This is a genomic window from Pseudoalteromonas sp. SIMBA_162 (assembly GCF_046535955.1).
Lineage (GTDB): Bacteria > Pseudomonadota > Gammaproteobacteria > Enterobacterales > Alteromonadaceae > Pseudoalteromonas > Pseudoalteromonas marina.
The window spans coordinates 61,595-79,547 of record NZ_JAWJBQ010000013.1 but is presented as its reverse complement, the minus strand read 5'-3'; the positions used below and the strand labels follow the sequence as shown (position 1 = coordinate 79,547).

Here is a 17,953-nt window from a genome sequence, read left to right as displayed (position 1 = left end):
TTTACGCAGTTTGATTTTAAAAAGATCAGGCTAAAAAATTTAAAATCAAAAAGCACGGTTAGCTATTGTCAAACACTGACGGTCGCTTTATGATGATATATGTCTTATTTATATTACAAATAAAAAGGTTAGCTCACAGTGGAATTAGCAGATAACGAATACGACCTACTCGTCGTCGGTGGTGGTGTAAACGGCACAGGAATAGCAGCTGATGCAGCTGGCAGAGGTTTAAAGGTACTTTTGTGTGAACAATCGGACCTTGCTTGTGCGACATCGTCAAATAGTTCTAAGTTAATCCACGGTGGTTTACGTTACCTTGAGCATTATGAATTTAGATTAGTAAAAGAAGCTTTAGCTGAACGAGAAGTGCTGCTTAAAAATGCCCCTCATATTATGTGGCCACTTACTTTTAGATTACCACATCAGTCGCATTTACGCCCTGCATGGATGATCCGCATTGGCTTGTTTATGTACGACAACCTAGCCAAGCGCGAAACACTGGCCGGTTCTCGAGGTATTAAATTTGGCGAAAATAGCGTGCTAGAGCCGTCTATTGTAAAAGGTTTTGAATACTCAGATGGATGGGTTGATGACTCTCGTTTAGTTATTTTAAATGCCCTTTCTGCACAAGAAAAAGGCGCTACCATTGCGACACAAACCAAATGTGTAAACGCTAAACGTGAGCAAAATAAATGGCAGGTAACGCTTGAGCAACAAAATACTAAAAGTAAATACACTGTATCGGCTAAAGGCATTGTTAATGCAGCAGGTCCGTGGGTTGCAAAATTATTTGATGAAGCGCTAATTGAAAAATCACCACAAAATATTCGCCTTGTAAAAGGCAGCCATATTGTAGTGCCTCGCATTCACGACGAGAAAGAAGCCTATATTTTACAAAATAAAGATCAAAGAATTGTATTTGTTATTCCATTTGAAGATGACTATTCGTTAGTTGGCACCACCGATGTAGAGCATAACGGCGCAGCACAAGATGTTAAAATTAGTGATGAAGAAATCGATTACTTAATCGATATTACTAACAGCTACTTTAAAAACCACATTAAACGCGAAGACATAGTTCATACTTTTTCGGGTGTACGCCCGCTATTAGATGACGAATCTATTAATGCGCAAGCCGTAACACGTGACTACAAGCTAGAGCTTTCAAGTGAGGGTAAACACACTCCATTATTAAGCGTATTTGGTGGAAAAATTACCACTTACCGTAAACTGGCAGAAGCCGCTGTTGATAAGTTAGAAGACTTTTATCCACAAATGGGTAAAGCATGGACTAAACACAGCGCATTACCTGGTGGCGACTTTGATAATGTTGAAACACTGACTCAAGAGCTTAAATCTTTATACAACTGGCTACCAGAAGTGACGTTGAAGCGTTTTGTGCGTACGTATGGCACACGTACAAAAATTATTTTAGGTAATGCCACACAGCTCGGTGATTTAGGACATGACTTTGGCCATGGCTTATTTGCTGCTGAAGTTGATTACTTACTAAAACAAGAGTGGGCTGGTAATGCTTACAACATTTTATGGCGTCGCAGTAAACTGGGTTTACGTTTTAGCGATGAGCAAATTACAGTTTTAAATAACTATATTGAAACACGCTGATTAATAAGCTGCTTCATTATCACTATTTCCCGTTTTCCCCTTTATGGTTAACAAGCTATAAAGGGGTTTTTATTATTAACTATTATGCCGACTGGTATAAATAGTTAAACCCACTAAGCGTTGCCGATTTAATATCAAACTCACTACACTGTACCCCTATTTTTGTAAGCGCCTTGGTAAAACACGTGTTAAGTTGCTTAGTACCAATAACCACAACCTGTGTGTTGCTAAGTAGTTGCCATTCACTTGCATAACGTGCTGCGCGTACATCACTGCCTATTAGCACGCCCGATAGGTATGCTTTAGCTTGAACTGGGGTTAGTTCTTTGGACAATTGGCGTGTTCTTACACTAAAAATGCCATGCGCTAAGTTACCGCTATCACTGCCCAAAGTTAAATCGCAGCCTTGTTCAAACGCTTGCCAATCAAATTCACCTTCAGCGCAATCATCAGGAATTAATACGCTTTGATGACATAACAGGTCGTATAACTCACCGGTCATAGCGGTTTTAAAACATATTATTTTACCATTGTTAATTAGTACCCACTTGGTATGTGTGCCAGGTAAACACAGTAAAACTTTACCCGTTTGATACTGCTCGTTTTGTTTTAAAAAACCCAGTATTTGTAATTCTTCACCTCGCATGACATCAATTAGCGTGTTTTGTAACGTGCATTTTGTGCCTGGTAAAGCATTAATGGTGTGCCCTTCACATTCAAAGCTAACAGCAGCATCAAGCAAGCCTTCAGGGTTAATTGGGCACTCTAGATAAGGGGTTTCATGCCAGCCAATCGTTGATGTAATTTGGCCTGCAATATAAATAGGTAGTACACCATATTGCGCTGTCCAAGGTGTAATTGCGTGAATGAGTGTTTGTTGAAAGTGTTGATTAACTTTTACAACGCCAGGCCCGTCACGTTGTTCAATTAGCGTTAACTCACTGCCCTCACCTACTTTACACAAGTAAGCACGTAAATGACTTGTGCCCCAGTCAACGGCTATAAACAAAGTTGAAGTAGTCAAACTTTAAAGTCTCCCACCGTCAATTTTAATGCCTTGCCCGGTGATCATACTGCTTTCATCGGCGGCTAAGAAAAGCGCTAAATTAGCGACGTCGTCTGGCGTTACTAATTTTTTAAGCGCCATAGCTTCCATCCATTTGACTTGCTCTTCCTCGGTGAACCAGCTTGCTAATTGACGCTCGGTTGCAACCCAGCCTGGTAATATGGCATTAACGCGAATACCAAACTCACCATAGTCACGAGCGAGTGCTTTGGTCATACCTATTAAACCCGCTTTGGCGGTTACATAACCTGCCATTTGCGGTTGGCCCATAATGGCATTGATAGAGCTAAAATTAATAATACTGCCAGCACCTTCTTGCTGCATAAACGACATAGCCACTTGAGAGGCAAAAAAAGCAGGATTTAAATTAATTTGTAAACACTGGTCCCAATCTTTAACCGTCACGTCTTCACTGGCTTGACGACGGTCGTTTGCCACATTATTTACAAGTACATTTACGCTACCAAGGGCAGCACACGCATCGACCAGTGACTTTTGCAAATCGTTCGAATCAGTGACATCAACTTGCCTGTACCATAAATTAGCATCGGGTAAATCGCTAATGAGTGCTTGCGCCGCTTCATCATCTATATCAATAAATGCTACTTTGGCTTGCTGTTTAACAAACGACTCAACCATGGCTCTGCCAATGCCTGACGCACCACCAGTGATAAAAATAACCTTGCCAGAAAGACTGTGATATTGAGCTTGAGTGTTCAAAATTAAATTTCCTTGCAGCATGTTTTCAGTTCAACTTAAACCCTTTAAAAACGATTACTTAGAGAAAAAGAGCCAAACCAAGTTGTTATTGCTGTGTTAAAATAATTAGCGATTTAAAAGTTTATACCATATCCTTACGTACATTAATATGATATATGATATATAATTAAGCAATAATGAACTCGGAAATTCGCACGATGAAAACTCAACCTCGCCAAAACTTAACTCACCAACTAACCCATGATTTAGGGTTTGCAATAGTGCGGGGCGTGTATCCTGTAAGCGAAGGGTTACCATCGGAAGCTGATTTATGCATTAAGTACAATGTAAGCCGCAGTGCAACGCGCGAGGCAGTAAAAATGCTCTCTGCTAAAGGGCTTATTTCATCGCGTCCAAAGCAAGGTATTCGTGTATTACCAGAAAGCAGTTGGAATATGTTTGATACCGACGTGCTTCGTTGGATTTTAAGCAGTAAACCGTCACTATCCTTATTAAAAGAATTTACCCAAGTACGTGTTGCACTTGAACCACAAGCAGCCGCGTTAGCCGCAATAAGCGCTACGCCAGAGCAGCTTGCAGAAATTGATAACGCACTTGCGCGCATGGCTGATGCCGATGAAGGGTTAGACGATCCGTTAGAAGCCGACATCGCTTTCCATACCAGCATTTTAGTAGCCAGTAACAACCGATTTTTTGTACAGCTGACTGAGTTTATTAGTACAGCTCTTAGAGTAAGTATTCGTTACACTAACCATATTAAAGGTGTACCAGGCGCTGACGTAACTAAACACGCTGATATTTTAGACACAATTAAATCAGGGAACCCCGAGCGCGCTAAAAAAGCGGTCGAAACAATTTTAGAAGAAGCGCTAGAGCTCATCGAATCTAAACTCGATTGATGACTAAAAAAATATCATTAAAAAAGGGAGCTACTTAGCTCCCTTTTTACTGCTTAATATTTTAAGCTTTAGTAAGCTCAAAAATAAGTGATGTTTGCGGGAATGAAATTGGCATTTGTAGGCCAAATTCCATTAACGCTTCACCCGTAAAGGTTTGCCCGTTGACGGCGGCAATAGACGAAGGGCGGTATTCTTCAAACTTAACAGGCCACACTAAATTAAGTGTGTACTGTGTATCTGCATCCAAACCAACAAAACGAAGCTTATTAGGCGCAGTACGCGGTGTTTCGCGCACGCTGTTATACGCAAATAACGCTTTTGATTTTTGCTCGTCGATTAAACCAAAGTTAATAGATAAATCGTCGCTATCTAGGCGGTATAAATCGGCAGCATGAATAAAGTCACGGTGCTCTTTATGCAGCGCAATAGCCGCTTTAAGCGCATTGTATTCGTGATCGGTGAGTTCACGTGGATCCATTTCAATTCCCATGTGGCCAAACATGGATACCGCAGCACGCATTTCAATGCTCACATTACGCCCTGTAATATGACAATCACGTGGGCCTACGTGTGCCCCCATAACCGACGATGGGAAGAAGAACGAACAACCACGTTGAATTTCAAGACGGTCAAGCGCATCGTTAGAGTCTGACGTCCATACACGGTCTGTGTGTTCAAGCACACCATAATCTACACGTGCACCACCTGAAGAACAGCTTTCTATTTCAAGGCCTGGGTGCGCCGCTTTAATGCGATCGATTAAGCGATAAAGTGCCAGTGTTTGCTGATGTACCGCAGGCTTACCATCAAAGTTACCCGCATGGTTAATATCGCGGTTCATATCCCATTTAATATACTTAATTGTTGGGTACTCAACCAAAATATCGTCAATGGCTTTGTATAAATATTCAACCACCTCAGTGCGCGTTAAATCAAGCACAAGCTGGTTTCTAAAGCTCAGTTGCTCGTTATTTTCTGAGCCTAAGACCCAATCAGGGTGAGCGCGGTATAAGTCGCTATCTGGGTTAACCATTTCTGGTTCAAACCAAATACCAAATTCCATACCTAAGCTATTTACATGATCAATGACTGGCGATAAACCATCTGGGTAAATTTCGTAATCAACTGTCCAATCACCTAAGCCTGCAAAATCACCGCGGCGACCTTTAAACCAACCATCGTCCAGAACAAAACGCTCAATACCTAATGGTGCGACTTTATTGGCTAACTGCTTAAGCGTATCTACATCGTGGTCAAAATAAATACCTTCCCACGTGTTGTAATGCACCGGGCGTGTTTTTTCGCGCTGTGCTTGGCTAAGTAAATTAGCCTTAACAAACTGATGAAAATTACGCGAAAGCGCGCTAAAGCCGTCGCTCGAAAACGAGCCATAAATACGTGGGCTCTGATACGTTTGGCCTTTAGCAAGGGTTAGCTCGCCCGGTAATAATAACTCACCCATTTGCACATAACGGCGCCCTTCTGGTAGTAGTTCAGCGCGTAACTTGTTGTTACCACTCCATCCTAAATGAAAGCCATAGCACTCACCGTGTTGCTCGCCTGCGCCTTCGCAATGAACTAATAAACCAGGGAATACGTCGTGCGATGTTTTACCTTTACGGTTTTCACGTACAAAGCTACCTAGTACTAAATCGACAGATTGACGTTGAAATTCGTTTGACCAACGCCCTTCAAAACTTACAATTTTGTTAACGCTATCGGGTAGCTGAAATGTGGGTGCTGCACAAAAATTAACGCTTAGTGGAGAATCACTTAAATTAGTTAATACCGTATGCGCGCTTAACACATTGGTATTGTTATCAAGCGTAATACTATGAACGACTTCAATTCCACGTAATGTATCTTCACTTACAAACTCAAGCGTTGATGATGATGGCTGACGAACCTCTTTTAACATTGGCCCTACAGACCAAGCAATAGAGTCGTTTACAAGCTCAAGGCCAGGTGCACCAGTAAAGCCCTCACCTAAAAGTGGAGAAAGAGAAATAGGCGCTTCTTCAACTGAGGCACATTTTACCTCTTGACGGGTAGCAAGCTGAGCAAGCATCAACTCAGTTGTTTGCTCTGATAGGCGTTTACCAAAATACAGTAACGCAGGTGTTTTACTTTGGCAGTTGAAAATAACGGTGCTGTTTACACTGTCTAATCGATAAAATGATTTAGTGTTGGCCATGATTTTCCTATCCTCTTATTCATTGTGTGAGTTATTAATATACCGAGATGATGTTAGCGATAGGCGTTAACGCGATCTCTAAAGTGTTCAGGCACAACCTGCTAGATGGCGAACATCAATAATAGTATATATCATATAAATTTAGTTTTAATAGTTTTTCTATCGCAAATACTGAGATAAAACCACTGGATATACCACTTAGGTTTCATTTGATGGTTAACTATAGTGATAATCACATTGTTTAAAATAAAAAATCGGCCAAAGCTATACTTTGGCCGATTATATTAACGTCGGTTAGTTAACGTTTATTGTTTTACTGTGTCGTCAATTGCTGAAGATTTACCCGCCCATTGCGCGTTTAATCCAAACACGACTTTATTCACAGTTAATGCAAATGCCACACACACAAACAACGTCACTGGCATTAAATGAATATAGTGAATAGTAGTGTGAAGAGGTGAGCTTTCAAATGTCAGCATGCCATACATAACAACACCTAAAATTACAGCGGCAATACCCGCTCGTGCATCTACATTTTTAAACAACAAGCCCACTACAAAAATTGAGAATATAGGCATACTTAGTAAGCCGTTTAGCTGCTGTAGTAAGTTAATAATGCTGTCAGCTTGCTGGTAAATAGGTACAAGCACCAGCGTCAAACTAGTTAATAATAATGTGACATAACCACTTAGCTTTACAACACTTGGTTCTTTATTAAAATATGCTTCGTGAATATCACACACATATAATGCCGTAGATGAGTTTAGTAAACTGTTATAAGTTGAAAGCACTGCTGCAGCCATTGCTGCGGCAAACACACCTGTTAACCATGTAGGCATTACATCGCCAACAATTCGTCCGTATGCGGCATCACCAATATCGCCATACAACTTGTAAGAAATAATACCAGGTAGCACCACGATTGCCGGAACAATCAAAAGGCGAATACCTGCTGCCGCAAATATCCCTTTTTGCGCCTCTTTGACATTAGGTGCTGCCATAGCGCGCTGTGTAATCGTTTGATTAGTTCCCCAGTAAAACATCTGAATGAATATCATACCAGTCAGTAGCGTTGGCCAAGGGATAGGCGAATCAGGCCCGCCAATTAACGTTAAGCGCTCTTGTGGGATACCGCTAAAGTCGTAATCAATTGCGTTAAGCGCTAAGAACACGACTAGTATTGCCATACCTAGCACGAGTAGCCCGTTGTATGTATCTGACACCGCAACTGCACGTAGCCCACCAAAAAAGGCATAAATGGCGCCTACAATAGCAAAAGCGGTTGCTATGTACATTAATGGTATATCAACTTTAAACATGGTTTGCATAAATAGCGAACCCGAGTAAATAACCGCAGGCATATAAATTAATGCATTTCCTGTAAAAAACAAACTACCAATAACGGCACGGATATGCTTATTGTTGTAGCGCTTTTCTAATAACTCAGTGGTTGTTGTGCAGTTATATTTGTAATAAACAGGAATAAACACTTTAGCCAATAATATTAGACCTATAATCGCCGCAAGCTCCCACCAAACTAATAAAGCCATTTGGTTCCCATTCATGCCAACTAACTGGTCTGTACTTAAATTAGTAAGCGTGATTGAGCCTGCAACAAATATCCAAGTTAAACCGCCTCCTGCTAAAAAATATTCTTTATTTTGAGTTTGCTCACTACGCCCCTGATCGCGGCATTTTAAGTATGTAAATAAACCAATTAGGCCCGTTACAATAGCAAAAACTAACACTTGGATCATACTATCAGACATTTTTACTCTCCTGCATTAGCGCGCATTTGCACACCTAATATCGTATTTTCTGAGCAATGGTTATGGTGTTTAATTAAGCGGTTAACTTGAACTAGCGACGATAACATTGCATGGATAGGTAATAAGTAATTTTGTTTATTAAGCTCAACAATATCAGTGTCTGGCAATTTTCTTAGGGCTTCTTCGTCGATTGTGTAGATGCCTTTTACTCGTTTTTTCTTTCCATCACTAAAATTAATAACCAATTCTATTTCTTTAAGTAAGCTCAAAGAGAGTAACTTTTGGGTAAATTCATGTGAAACCTGTTCCTGCTGATAATACTCACTCATTTTATCTTGAACTTGATGCAAAAATTGGCTCGGTTCGCCATTTTGAAATAAAGCTTCGCCCTGTGAATTATTCACATAGTCGCTTTGTTCATTTATGTAAATAGTGAGTGTTTTATCTTTTTCTGGATCTGGCCCTAACTCAAATGGGGCTCTTAAAAACGCTGAAGGAACATGAACTGCTAGCCACTCTTGTTCTGTGAAGAACACATTATGGCCAGCGACTAAACCAAGCAATCCGACAGCGCGAAATTGCCCTTGAGTTGGCTCTTTCATATAAACAACAGGAAAGCTACTCGCAGCTGCGCCAAACTCATGAACAACTAATGATGCGTGGTGCTGATTTTTTGAAAAGCCGAAATTGCTATGTGGTTTTATTTTTATATCCTGATGTTTTGCAGGATCAAGTAGTACATAGTTAGACATGTTTATCTCTCATCAAAGGGAATTACAGTTTTGCAAAACCCAATGAATTTACTTTATTAATAAGATCTCTGTGAGTGGGCAAATTATATTTCAGCTGATCTATACGTATTTTTGTCATCTGTAGCTGTTTTTTTGCTAACTCACCTTGATTATAAATATGTTCCATTTGACTAAAGTCAGACTTAAACCCAACACCATATAAGATGTACTGATAGCTAGCAGCACTAAATGCTTCTACATTATCAGTAAAGTCATACTCGCTTGGGGAGCTATAACGCCAAATAGACAATAACTCTTGCAAAGAATTAGGAATACTCTGTGTATCGCGATGCTCAAGCCAAAACGGTTCAGTACGCTCACTCAAAGCATAATGCAACTTAAGAAAATCAATTACACCGCGCCACTTTTTCAACATGATCGCATTAAAACGTTTTGCAGTAATAGGCATCAATTCTTTATTTGGAGGCAATTGATCCGCGATATAATTTGCAGACGCTTCAATAAGCATGAGCGCTGATGCCTCTAGTGGTTCTAAAAAACCTGCAGCTAAGCCAACAGCAACACAATTATTCTTCCAGAAAATTTTTCGATGCCCTGGTTTGAAATTTATTTTTTTAGCTGTTTTTACCTCTTCCAAGCCAATGTAATTCGCAAGTGTTTTGCGAGCTTGTTCTTCTGAACAATGTTTACTCGAATACACATAACCAACACCACGACGTTCTTGTAAGCCAATATCCCATATCCAACCCGCCTCTTGAGCTGTTGAAATAGTATGACAAGCAATAGGGTCATTTTCATTGATATAAGGAACTTGAGTGGCTATGGCCGTATCAGCTAAAAAAACATCATCGCATGGAACAAACGGAACTTTTAGAGTTTCACCAAGCAACAAACTTCGCATACCTGAGCAGTCTACAAATAAGTCAGCTAGTTGTGCGCCATGTTCTTTGGTCTGTAAACAACTGATATCACCACATGGAGCTTGCTCAATACGATCAACGGTATCGCTAATGTGCTCAACACCAAGTTCACTAATACAGTGCTTTCGTAATAAAGCGATAAACTTTGCCGCATCTAAATGGTAGCCATAATTAGCTATCACTTCGTACTCTTTATTCGCAATAGTTTTCGGGGCTAAACCCTGTTCACATAAATATTGCTGAAAGCTGACGGCTTCAGAAAACGAGCAAGTAGGCTCAACTACAGACTGCCAGTAAGGTGCTGGATCAACTTTATTAAACCCTTGTGGTTCTGTAAACGGGTGATAATAGACATCATCTTTTGCATTTACCCAGTTAACAAACTTACTAGCTTGTTTGAAAGTAGCTCCGCATTCACGCATAAATTGCGTTTCTGAAATTCCCAACTGCGATAATGTTTTACGCATCGTTGGCCATGTCCCCTCACCAACGCCAACTACTGAAATTTCAGGCGATTCAATTAGGGTAACTTTAATGCCTTGGTTGGATAGATTGCTAGCGTGTTTCTTTGCAAGAATGCCTGCAGTTATCCACCCTGCTGTACCACCACCCAGGACAATAATTCGATTAATAACACCAGACAAAGCGTTTACCTTTTCATTGCATGTTAAACTTTAAGAAAAAAGGGGGGTAAATCCCCCCTTTAAACTTACATCATAACCTGACTAGAACGAGCCTCGAATACCTAGTGCATAGCGAGAACCTGAACGAACTTGTTCAGTAAAGTGACTTGCTAAGCTACCGTGTTTAGACGTGTACTCATCAGTAATATTGATACCTTCAAGAATAACTGTAAGGTTGTCGTTTATGTCATAACTGGCGCTAATATCCCACTGTCCATAAGTATCTACGTACTCAGGCTCACCAGTATCACCGTTACGAAGAGTTTGTAAAAACGATTCACGGTTATTGTAAGCAATACGAGCTTGGAAACCGTCTTTTTCATAGAAACCAATTAAGTTTTGTGAATCACCTAATCCTTCTAACTGAAAGCCATCTTCACTATCACTATTAACAATAGTTGCATTTGCTTGGAAACCAAAACCATTTTCAAACGTGTGAGTCCAGGCCATTTCTAGACCTTCAACTTGTGCAGTCGCACCATTACGTGGACGACTTACTTCAAAATCATAGCTTCCACTTGCTAAAGAGAAAGACTCTGTAGCCGGTGTTACTGTGATAAAGCCTTCAACATCTTTGCTGAAAATACCAAAAGATACGGCGCTTGCATCATCATAGTACCACTCGTATGACATATCCCAGTTTGTTGATAGGAATGGAGTCAAATTAGGGTTACCACCGCTCGCCAGTAAAATATCTGGACGGGTTGTGCCTATATTTGTAACTGGACGCATTGCTTCTAATGTCGGACGAGTAATCGTTTCTGAGTAAGCAAAACGTAACAACATATCATCTTCAACTTCAAACTTAGCGTTTAAGCTAGGAAGTAAGTTGGTGTAAGAGTTTTTAAGCGTAATTGGAACAGAAGCTCGTTGGCCGTTTGCATCTTCAATGTAAACTTGGTCAAGGATTGTACCGTCTAGTGGGTTTTGAGCAATATCAACTAATGTAGCCTGGTTACCCGATGCTGTAGTTGTAGTTTCACTGTAGCGAACACCAACATTTACAGTCCATGGTATATCACCTAAATCACCTTGGAATACAAAGTCAGCATAAGCAGAAAATATTTCTTCTTCTATTTCAAAACTTGTACCTAACTCAACCGGCGTATAACCATTTAACGCTGCAAACGCTGCAATATTTGCATCTGCATCATCACCGCGGTTGGCTGACTGACCAGAAATAGCGGCATCAGATTCTAGGTACGATAAGTAATCATCTACGTTGTAACCAAAGAATGATGATGGAATACCATTAAACCAACCATTTGGTGTAACTAGATATGCTAAGTCATCTGGAACATCTAGACCGTAACCACAGTAGAAACAATTTGGTAAGCTTGGCGATTGGAATACTTTAGCTTCTTTTGTTCTATCTTGTGTATACACACCGTAGCGTAACTGAGTAAACGTTTCGCTATTTGGTGTATAGGTGAAATCTGCACGCATTTCTGTGATTTCATCTGTTCGTTCATCACCTCCACGCTCTACGTAGTGAGCACGAAGTTTACTTGAGTCTGCTTGAGTGAATGGGCCGTTAATTCCATCAGAAGATAACCCCGGTAAATCACCACCACCAGTGAAGTCATATGTATAACCGTTTGCGTAACCCATTACGGTGAAAACACGACTTTGATCGCCACTTAAATCTTCAGCTTTAGAAGTAGAAATATCAATATCTACTTTTAATTGATCTGTTAATTTCCAATCAGCATTAAAGCCAAAAGATTGAATTTTAACATTGCGGTCTAAACCTTGTTGAACAAAGTCAGTTGCACCTGAACCACCACCATTTGGATCGTCAAACGCATTGTGTGACCAATAAGTTACTGTTTCTGTTGATGGATCTACCTGAAAATCACGGAAGTTACCTGGAGTAAACCAGTTTGCATAGTTACTTACTTGAGACTCAACTTCAAATTTTGAATAAATACCGTCAAACGTTAAAGTTAGATCATCGCTAGCAGCGTATTGAAATACCAGTGTACCACTTGTGCGTGTGCGGTCTTCAACGTTTGATGTTAAATCTAAATTACGTGGTACCCATACATTAAATGCTTCTTTACCTGTGCCTGCAGCAGCATCAAAGTCATTTGTTTGGATACGATCGACACGGTAAAAGCCACGTGTATCAGCTTGGTTAATTTGTGCATCACGCTTTTGTACTGATAAAGAGGCTAGTACGCCTAATTTATCTTCCATAAAGGTGTCACTTATGAGACCTGAAAATGCAGGGGTTGTGCTTTCAGATAAGCTGTCGTAAGTTGCTTTTACATTACCCACAGCTTTGAAACCGTCCAAATCAAAAGGCTTAGCTGTATTTAAATTAATGTATGAACCAATACCACCTTCTTGATTAGCAGCATTTGATGTTTTGTAGATATCTGCACCTGAAATTAGCTCTGAAGCAAGTGTGTCGAAGCTAAACTCACGGCCAGCTCTTTCCGACGCCATTTGACGGCCATTAACAGTAACTAGGTTAAACTGAGGGCCAAAACCACGCACAGATATAAGCTGACCTTCACCACCGCTTCGGTCAATAGCAACACCTGTAATACGTTGTAGTGACTCTGCTACGTTTTGATCAGGAAATTTACCAAGATCTTCCGCCGAAATACCATCAGAAACGATGAGCGCTTCTTTCTTATCAGAAAAAGAACGCTTAAGGCTACTTATTAAGCCGCGTACTTCAATGACTTCGATATCTTTTTCTGCTGTAGCTCCCTCTGCCTCTTGAGCTGCAACATGGCCGCTTGCCAGTACACCAGCGATAGCTAAACTGAGTGCGGTTTTCTTGTTGAACGATAACTTATTGTTAATTATCATTTTTTAAAAACTCCTGATTGTGTGTAGTTATTTTGTCGTTATGTTGATTGAATAGCTTCAAAATTATTTCAAATACTATTTATATTATAAATACTTTAAACAAAGCAAAAGTGCAACCTTTTCCTTAATAATACGTATCACTTCATTACTATTGGTTTTCTTTTTGTTTTCTTTTAATTAACATTAAAATCAAATTAAGGTGTTGAGTTTAATTACGAAAATGCATAAATAATAACCTGATTATATTCTTCATCAGACAATAAATTAGCTTTAGGATAATTTTCGCGATTTGGCGCATCAGGCCAATTTTGCGCTTCAAGGCACAGTGCTTGTCGCGGCTTAAAAGGAGCACCAACAAAGTTTGCTGTGTATAACTGCATGCCTGGCTGAGTGCTTTTGAGTGTTAAATTAATACCGGTTTGCTGCGACGTTAAAGTAGCCATGGTATGAAGGCTGTCGTCGTTTTCAAATACATAGCAGTGATCTAAACCATTAGCTGCATCTAATTGGGTGTGACTTTGCGTTAATGCATCTTTAACTAATTTTGGCTTAATGAAATCAAAGCAGCTATTTGCAACGGGGGCAGGCCCGTCCAATGGGATGCTGTGCTCATCAATGGGTAAATAGTGAGTCGCATTTACCTGAAGTAAATGGTTCTCAATAGTGTCGCTGCTCTCAAGATTAAAATAGCAATGGTTAGTGAAGTTAACGAGAGTTTCTTTATTGCAAGTCGCTTTAAACTTAAGTAGAAGCTGCCCATTTTCTGCAGTAATGGTTTGCCATACATTTAACTCTCCAGGAAAACCCTCTTCGCCATCCACTGAGCAATAATAAAGCTCAACCTCACTGTCGGTTTGTTTGGTTACTTGCCAAAGTACTTTATTAAAGCCTTTAACGCCGCCGTGTAGGCTATTAGGGCCGTTATTTGCTTCCAGTTGATACTGCGAGCCAGATAAGTTAAAACGCCCTTCAGCGATACGATTAGCGTATCGACCTACTGTAGCGCCTAAATAAAATGGGTTTTCAAGATAGTACTGAGGATCGTCGACGCTAAGCGTCATTTCTTGGTTTTTAAATTTAATGCTTTTAATTATTGCACCAAATGGCAATATTTCGGCAGTTAGATTCTTAGAGTCACTAAGCTGTATAACCCGCATTGGTTCATCAATGGTTGTCATCGTCACGCACATTCCTCAAAAGTTACCTAGAAAACTATATTAGTTAGATAAGGCAGCTATATATATTATAAATAGTATATAACTCATATTGGTAACTCAATTAAAAAACGTTAAATTTTTTAATAAAATTTACAATTGCGCTATTTATTTAACGTTAATACTGACTACCTTTTTATAATTGGCTAAGTTGAAATGTGCGTAACACCGCAGTATCGGTTTGTAAATTAAGCCATATGCTTCTCAAGTGCTGCTTTTTCTTCAGTGCTCAAAGCTTGCTTAGCTCTTTCAGCAAAGTTATATCTGACCATTACAACCTTTCCAATTGCACAGCATTTATCATGCTGAAATGCCTCTTGCTTGAGTACAAAAGAGCTTGTGCCGATGTGATCTACAGACGTTTTAATCGTGATCTCGTGGCCATAAAATAACTCCCCCACAAACGACACTTCTATTTTGGCAATGATTAGTTTCCAGTCATGTGGGTTTAAGTCTGGCGTAAAAAATTTAAAAATAGGGACGCGAGCGGCTTCAAACCACACGGGGAGTACGGTATTGTTGATGTGTCCGAGTGCATCTGTTTCGCTAAAGCGCGGTATCACTTTTTCAATAAACATATTAATCCAAAAATAATTATACAAAGGTAAACCATGACGGACTTTATTCGCGTTTATGAAAACGCATTGAGCGATGATTTTTGCGATAACTTTATTAATACGTTCACGCAAAGCCCGCATGTAAAACAAGGGGTTACTTCAGGCGGTGTTGATTTAAAGAAAAAAGACAGCCACGACCTGCACCTAAATAGTCACCCCGAATATGCAGAGCAATTAAAACATATACAACAAACGACTGCACAACATGTTTTTAACTATATTGAAGAACATATTTTTATGATGATTGGCGCATTTGGCTTAAAGGTTTATCATCCAAAAACGGGGGAAGTAGTAGATTTAACTCAAGAAAATTTTGATGAAGTGGGTAAGCCACAGCTCCCTGTCCTTGTGCAGCAAATATTTAGATTAGGTAATATCCAAGCGCAGAAATACGAGGTAAATAAAGGGGGTTATCCTTACTGGCACAGCGAAGTGTATCCTCAGTTACAACACAATGAAGCCCTGCATCGTGTACTTTTATTTATGTTTTACTTAAACGATGTCGAGGAAGGTGGAGAAACGGAGTTTTATTATCAAAACCGTAAAATAGCCCCTAAAAAAGGCACCATGGTGATAGCGCCTGGCTACTTTACGCATACACATAGGGGTAATAAGCCAGTATCAAACGATAAGTATATTTTAACCTCGTGGGTGCTATTTAACCGTGCAGAGCAAATATATGGTGCACCTAAAAGCTAAACCAATAAATAAGCCATAAGTAACACTTATGGCTTATTTATATATTTAGTAGACGACCTATTTAACCAAGTAGCTCGTCAAACATATCAAACAGCTTATCAAGCTCTTCGACTGTGTTGTAATGCATACAACCAATACGTACTACACCGCCTGTATCAAGCACGTTTAATTGCTTACACAAACCTTGCGCGTAAAAATGTCCATCCCACACACATATATGCTGTTTGCCTAAAAACTCTGAAACGGCGCGTGGCTCTAAACCTTCAAACGTTAAAGCAAACGTAGGGGTACGTTCGTTTAATCGATCAAAGTCGTCAATACCGTACAATTTTATACGAGGGTAATTAACTAAGCGCGTTAAAAAGTGTTCACTGAGCGCCATCTCGTGCTGTTTAGTTTTAGCAAACGCAGCTGTTAGCTTTTCACGGCGTGTATGGTCATCATCAAGCTCGCTAATTGCAGCAATGTAATCAACAGCGGCAATAAAGCCTGCCATTGCTTCAAAGCTTTGGGTACCTGTTTCCCAACGTCCCGGCGCTACATCTTTAGCAGGCTCTACTTTGTAAGGCGTAAAACCTTCAAGATGCTCTTTTTTACCGTACACCATCCCTAAGTGTGGGCCAAAAAACTTATACGCTGAGCAGGCTAAAAAGTCGCAATCAAGGGCTTGTACATCAATAAGCTCGTGCGGCGCATAATGTACCGCATCAACGTACACAAGAGCACCGACAGCATGAGCTAGCTCTATAATGCGTTCAATATCGTTAATTGAGCCTGTAGTATTTGAAGCATAGGTAACAGCCACCAACTTAGTCTTGCTGTTTAATAAGCTTTCAAACTGCGTCATATCTAGGCTGCAATCGGCTTCATTAATCAAGGCAGTATTAACCTTAACGCCTTTATCTTCTGCGGCTTGCTGCCATGATGACACGTTTGAGAAGTGATCGGCGTTAGTAACAATGATCTCATTACCGGCTTGCCAATCGCGCGATATAGCTCGGCTAAAACTAAAGGTAAGGCTTGTCATGTTAGGGCCAAACACAATATTTTGAGCACTTGGCGCATTAAGTAAATCTGCTGCAGCTTGGCGTGCATTTGCCATTAGCTCAACAGTTTTATCGCTTGAAAAAAACGCGCCACCTAGGTTTGAATTGAAGTGTCCTAAATAAGCAGACATTGCATTAAGCACTGACTGCGGCACTTGAGAGCCACCAGGGCCGTCCAAAAATATCGGCGATTTACCATCAACGCTTTGCATTAATGCCGGAAACTGCTCACGTAATTGCGCTATATTCATGCTCATCCCTTAAGACGTAAGTACAAAACAATCCAGGTAACCTGGTTTGCTGGCATCAACTTTGTTCATTGGTGTTGCATTGTGCCAAACTTGGCGGTCGTTTATAAGCGCAAACATGCCGTCTTTAATTTCCATTTTGAAACATGGCTCAGCTTGTTTGTTTTCGTATACAAGTAACTCGCCACCTTCTAAGTTTTCGTGCGAAACACCGCATATACATACATGATCAAAACCGTCTTGATGCACGCCTTCTGGCGCTGCTGGCGTATCGCTATCAATGGCTAACATTCTAAATTGATGTATTTCAATATCGCGATCTTCATCAATACCGGTAAGCTGGCAAAACTCACTGACAATACTTTTCATGCCATCTGATTCAAGTAGGCTTTGCTCTAAATTTTCGTAAGTACGTTCAACGTTACCTTGAAACGTATTAATCGAGTCGTCTTGAACAAATGCTTTGGCAGCTTGCAATTTTAGCTCACCATCTTGAAATTTAATTACTGAATAACGACGCTTACGAAATTCGCCATCTGCATATGGATTTGCAGGTAGGTTATCAAAAGAAGGCTTAACCAAATCAATATTTGCTTGGTTAATAAAACGAAGTTGCAGTAAATTCTGGTTGTTTAATGCAGTCATGAAATCTCGCCTAAAATAATGAGAATATTAAA

At 40.1% G+C, this 17,953-nt stretch carries 14 protein-coding genes; 3 read left to right on the top strand and 11 right to left on the bottom strand.

Translation table 11 applies throughout. The features are described 5' to 3' along the window. Window positions 1–138 precede the first annotated feature (138 nt). The gene (gene glpD / locus R0J88_RS11210) at window positions 139–1,626 is read left to right on the top strand and encodes a glycerol-3-phosphate dehydrogenase (protein WP_410899927.1); all 1,488 of its coding nucleotides are present in this window, start codon (window positions 139–141) and stop codon (window positions 1,624–1,626) included. An 82-nt stretch (window positions 1,627–1,708) separates the two neighbouring features. On the opposite strand, the gene R0J88_RS11205 is transcribed toward glpD, so the two are convergent. Both R0J88_RS11205 and R0J88_RS11200 read right to left on the bottom strand, forming a co-directional pair. Then, the gene (locus tag R0J88_RS11205; RefSeq protein ID WP_033018828.1) at window positions 1,709–2,650 is read right to left on the bottom strand and encodes a 2-dehydro-3-deoxygalactonokinase; all 942 of its coding nucleotides are present in this window, start codon (window positions 2,648–2,650) and stop codon (window positions 1,709–1,711) included. Between the two features lie 3 nt (window positions 2,651–2,653). Then, complete coding sequence (locus R0J88_RS11200; RefSeq protein WP_010557676.1) at window positions 2,654–3,412, bottom strand: SDR family NAD(P)-dependent oxidoreductase; 759 nt, start codon at window positions 3,410–3,412, stop codon at window positions 2,654–2,656. A 197-nt stretch (window positions 3,413–3,609) separates the two neighbouring features. Between R0J88_RS11200 and R0J88_RS11195 the strand changes: the two genes are divergently transcribed. After that, complete coding sequence (locus R0J88_RS11195; RefSeq protein WP_010557675.1) at window positions 3,610–4,311, top strand: FadR/GntR family transcriptional regulator; 702 nt, start codon at window positions 3,610–3,612, stop codon at window positions 4,309–4,311. Window positions 4,312–4,372: 61 nt separating this feature from the next. Here the strand turns inward: R0J88_RS11195 and R0J88_RS11190 are convergent, their stop codons facing one another. The 7 genes from R0J88_RS11190 to R0J88_RS11160 all read right to left on the bottom strand — a co-directional run bounded on the left by R0J88_RS11190 (window position 4,373) and on the right by R0J88_RS11160 (window position 15,244). Continuing rightward, entirely contained in the window at window positions 4,373–6,505 is a 2,133-nt protein-coding gene (locus R0J88_RS11190) for an alpha-galactosidase (RefSeq protein ID WP_410899926.1), read from the bottom strand. 305 nt (window positions 6,506–6,810) lie between these two features. Beyond that, window positions 6,811–8,274, bottom strand: coding sequence for an SLC5 family protein (locus tag R0J88_RS11185; protein WP_058429999.1), 1,464 nt, complete (start codon window positions 8,272–8,274; stop codon window positions 6,811–6,813). A 2-nt stretch (window positions 8,275–8,276) separates the two neighbouring features. After that, window positions 8,277–9,026 (bottom strand): SapC family protein, encoded by a 750-nt coding sequence (locus tag R0J88_RS11180; protein ID WP_410899925.1) that lies wholly within the window; start codon window positions 9,024–9,026, stop codon window positions 8,277–8,279. Between the two features lie 22 nt (window positions 9,027–9,048). After that, on the bottom strand, window positions 9,049–10,590 hold the full coding sequence (locus R0J88_RS11175) for a tryptophan halogenase family protein (RefSeq protein WP_058429997.1): 1,542 nt from the start codon (window positions 10,588–10,590) through the stop codon (window positions 9,049–9,051). A gap of 81 nt (window positions 10,591–10,671) precedes the next feature. After that, a complete protein-coding gene (locus R0J88_RS11170) occupies window positions 10,672–13,452 on the bottom strand; it encodes a TonB-dependent receptor (RefSeq protein WP_010557670.1) in 2,781 nt (926 codons plus the stop codon). A 212-nt stretch (window positions 13,453–13,664) separates the two neighbouring features. After that, window positions 13,665–14,630: an aldose epimerase family protein gene (locus R0J88_RS11165; protein WP_410899942.1), complete on the bottom strand. Its 966-nt coding sequence runs from the start codon at window positions 14,628–14,630 to the stop codon at window positions 13,665–13,667. A 224-nt stretch (window positions 14,631–14,854) separates the two neighbouring features. After that, window positions 14,855–15,244, bottom strand: a complete 390-nt coding sequence (locus R0J88_RS11160) for an acyl-CoA thioesterase (protein WP_138740548.1) — start codon at window positions 15,242–15,244, stop codon at window positions 14,855–14,857. A gap of 33 nt (window positions 15,245–15,277) precedes the next feature. Here R0J88_RS11160 and R0J88_RS11155 point away from each other — a divergent pair, with 33 nt between their 5' ends. Further along, on the top strand, window positions 15,278–15,982 hold the full coding sequence (locus R0J88_RS11155; protein ID WP_006791311.1) for a 2OG-Fe(II) oxygenase: 705 nt from the start codon (window positions 15,278–15,280) through the stop codon (window positions 15,980–15,982). 61 nt (window positions 15,983–16,043) lie between these two features. Here R0J88_RS11155 and R0J88_RS11150 read toward each other — a convergent pair whose 3' ends face one another. Beyond that, on the bottom strand, window positions 16,044–17,279 hold the full coding sequence (locus tag R0J88_RS11150; RefSeq protein ID WP_410899924.1) for a cysteine desulfurase-like protein: 1,236 nt from the start codon (window positions 17,277–17,279) through the stop codon (window positions 16,044–16,046). A 9-nt stretch (window positions 17,280–17,288) separates the two neighbouring features. Continuing rightward, a complete protein-coding gene (locus R0J88_RS11145; protein ID WP_006791313.1) occupies window positions 17,289–17,921 on the bottom strand; it encodes a 2OG-Fe dioxygenase family protein in 633 nt (210 codons plus the stop codon). Between the last annotated feature and the right edge of the window lie 32 nt (window positions 17,922–17,953).

What these genes read in the sequence shown, in the direction of transcription:
- R0J88_RS11165 (WP_410899942.1), bottom strand. Translation starts at nt 14,630, where the DNA reads ATGACAACCATTGATGAACCAATGCGGGTTATACAGCTTAGTGACTCT.
- R0J88_RS11185 (WP_058429999.1), bottom strand. Translation starts at nt 8,274, where the DNA reads ATGTCTGATAGTATGATCCAAGTGTTAGTTTTTGCTATTGTAACGGGC.
- R0J88_RS11145 (WP_006791313.1), bottom strand. Translation starts at nt 17,921, where the DNA reads ATGACTGCATTAAACAACCAGAATTTACTGCAACTTCGTTTTATTAAC.
- R0J88_RS11150 (WP_410899924.1), bottom strand. Translation starts at nt 17,279, where the DNA reads ATGAATATAGCGCAATTACGTGAGCAGTTTCCGGCATTAATGCAAAGC.
- R0J88_RS11170 (WP_010557670.1), bottom strand. Translation starts at nt 13,452, where the DNA reads ATGATAATTAACAATAAGTTATCGTTCAACAAGAAAACCGCACTCAGT.
- R0J88_RS11160 (WP_138740548.1), bottom strand. Translation starts at nt 15,244, where the DNA reads ATGTTTATTGAAAAAGTGATACCGCGCTTTAGCGAAACAGATGCACTC.
- R0J88_RS11190 (WP_410899926.1), bottom strand. Translation starts at nt 6,505, where the DNA reads ATGGCCAACACTAAATCATTTTATCGATTAGACAGTGTAAACAGCACC.
- R0J88_RS11155 (WP_006791311.1), top strand. Translation starts at nt 15,278, where the DNA reads ATGACGGACTTTATTCGCGTTTATGAAAACGCATTGAGCGATGATTTT.
- R0J88_RS11180 (WP_410899925.1), bottom strand. Translation starts at nt 9,026, where the DNA reads ATGTCTAACTATGTACTACTTGATCCTGCAAAACATCAGGATATAAAA.
- R0J88_RS11195 (WP_010557675.1), top strand. Translation starts at nt 3,610, where the DNA reads ATGAAAACTCAACCTCGCCAAAACTTAACTCACCAACTAACCCATGAT.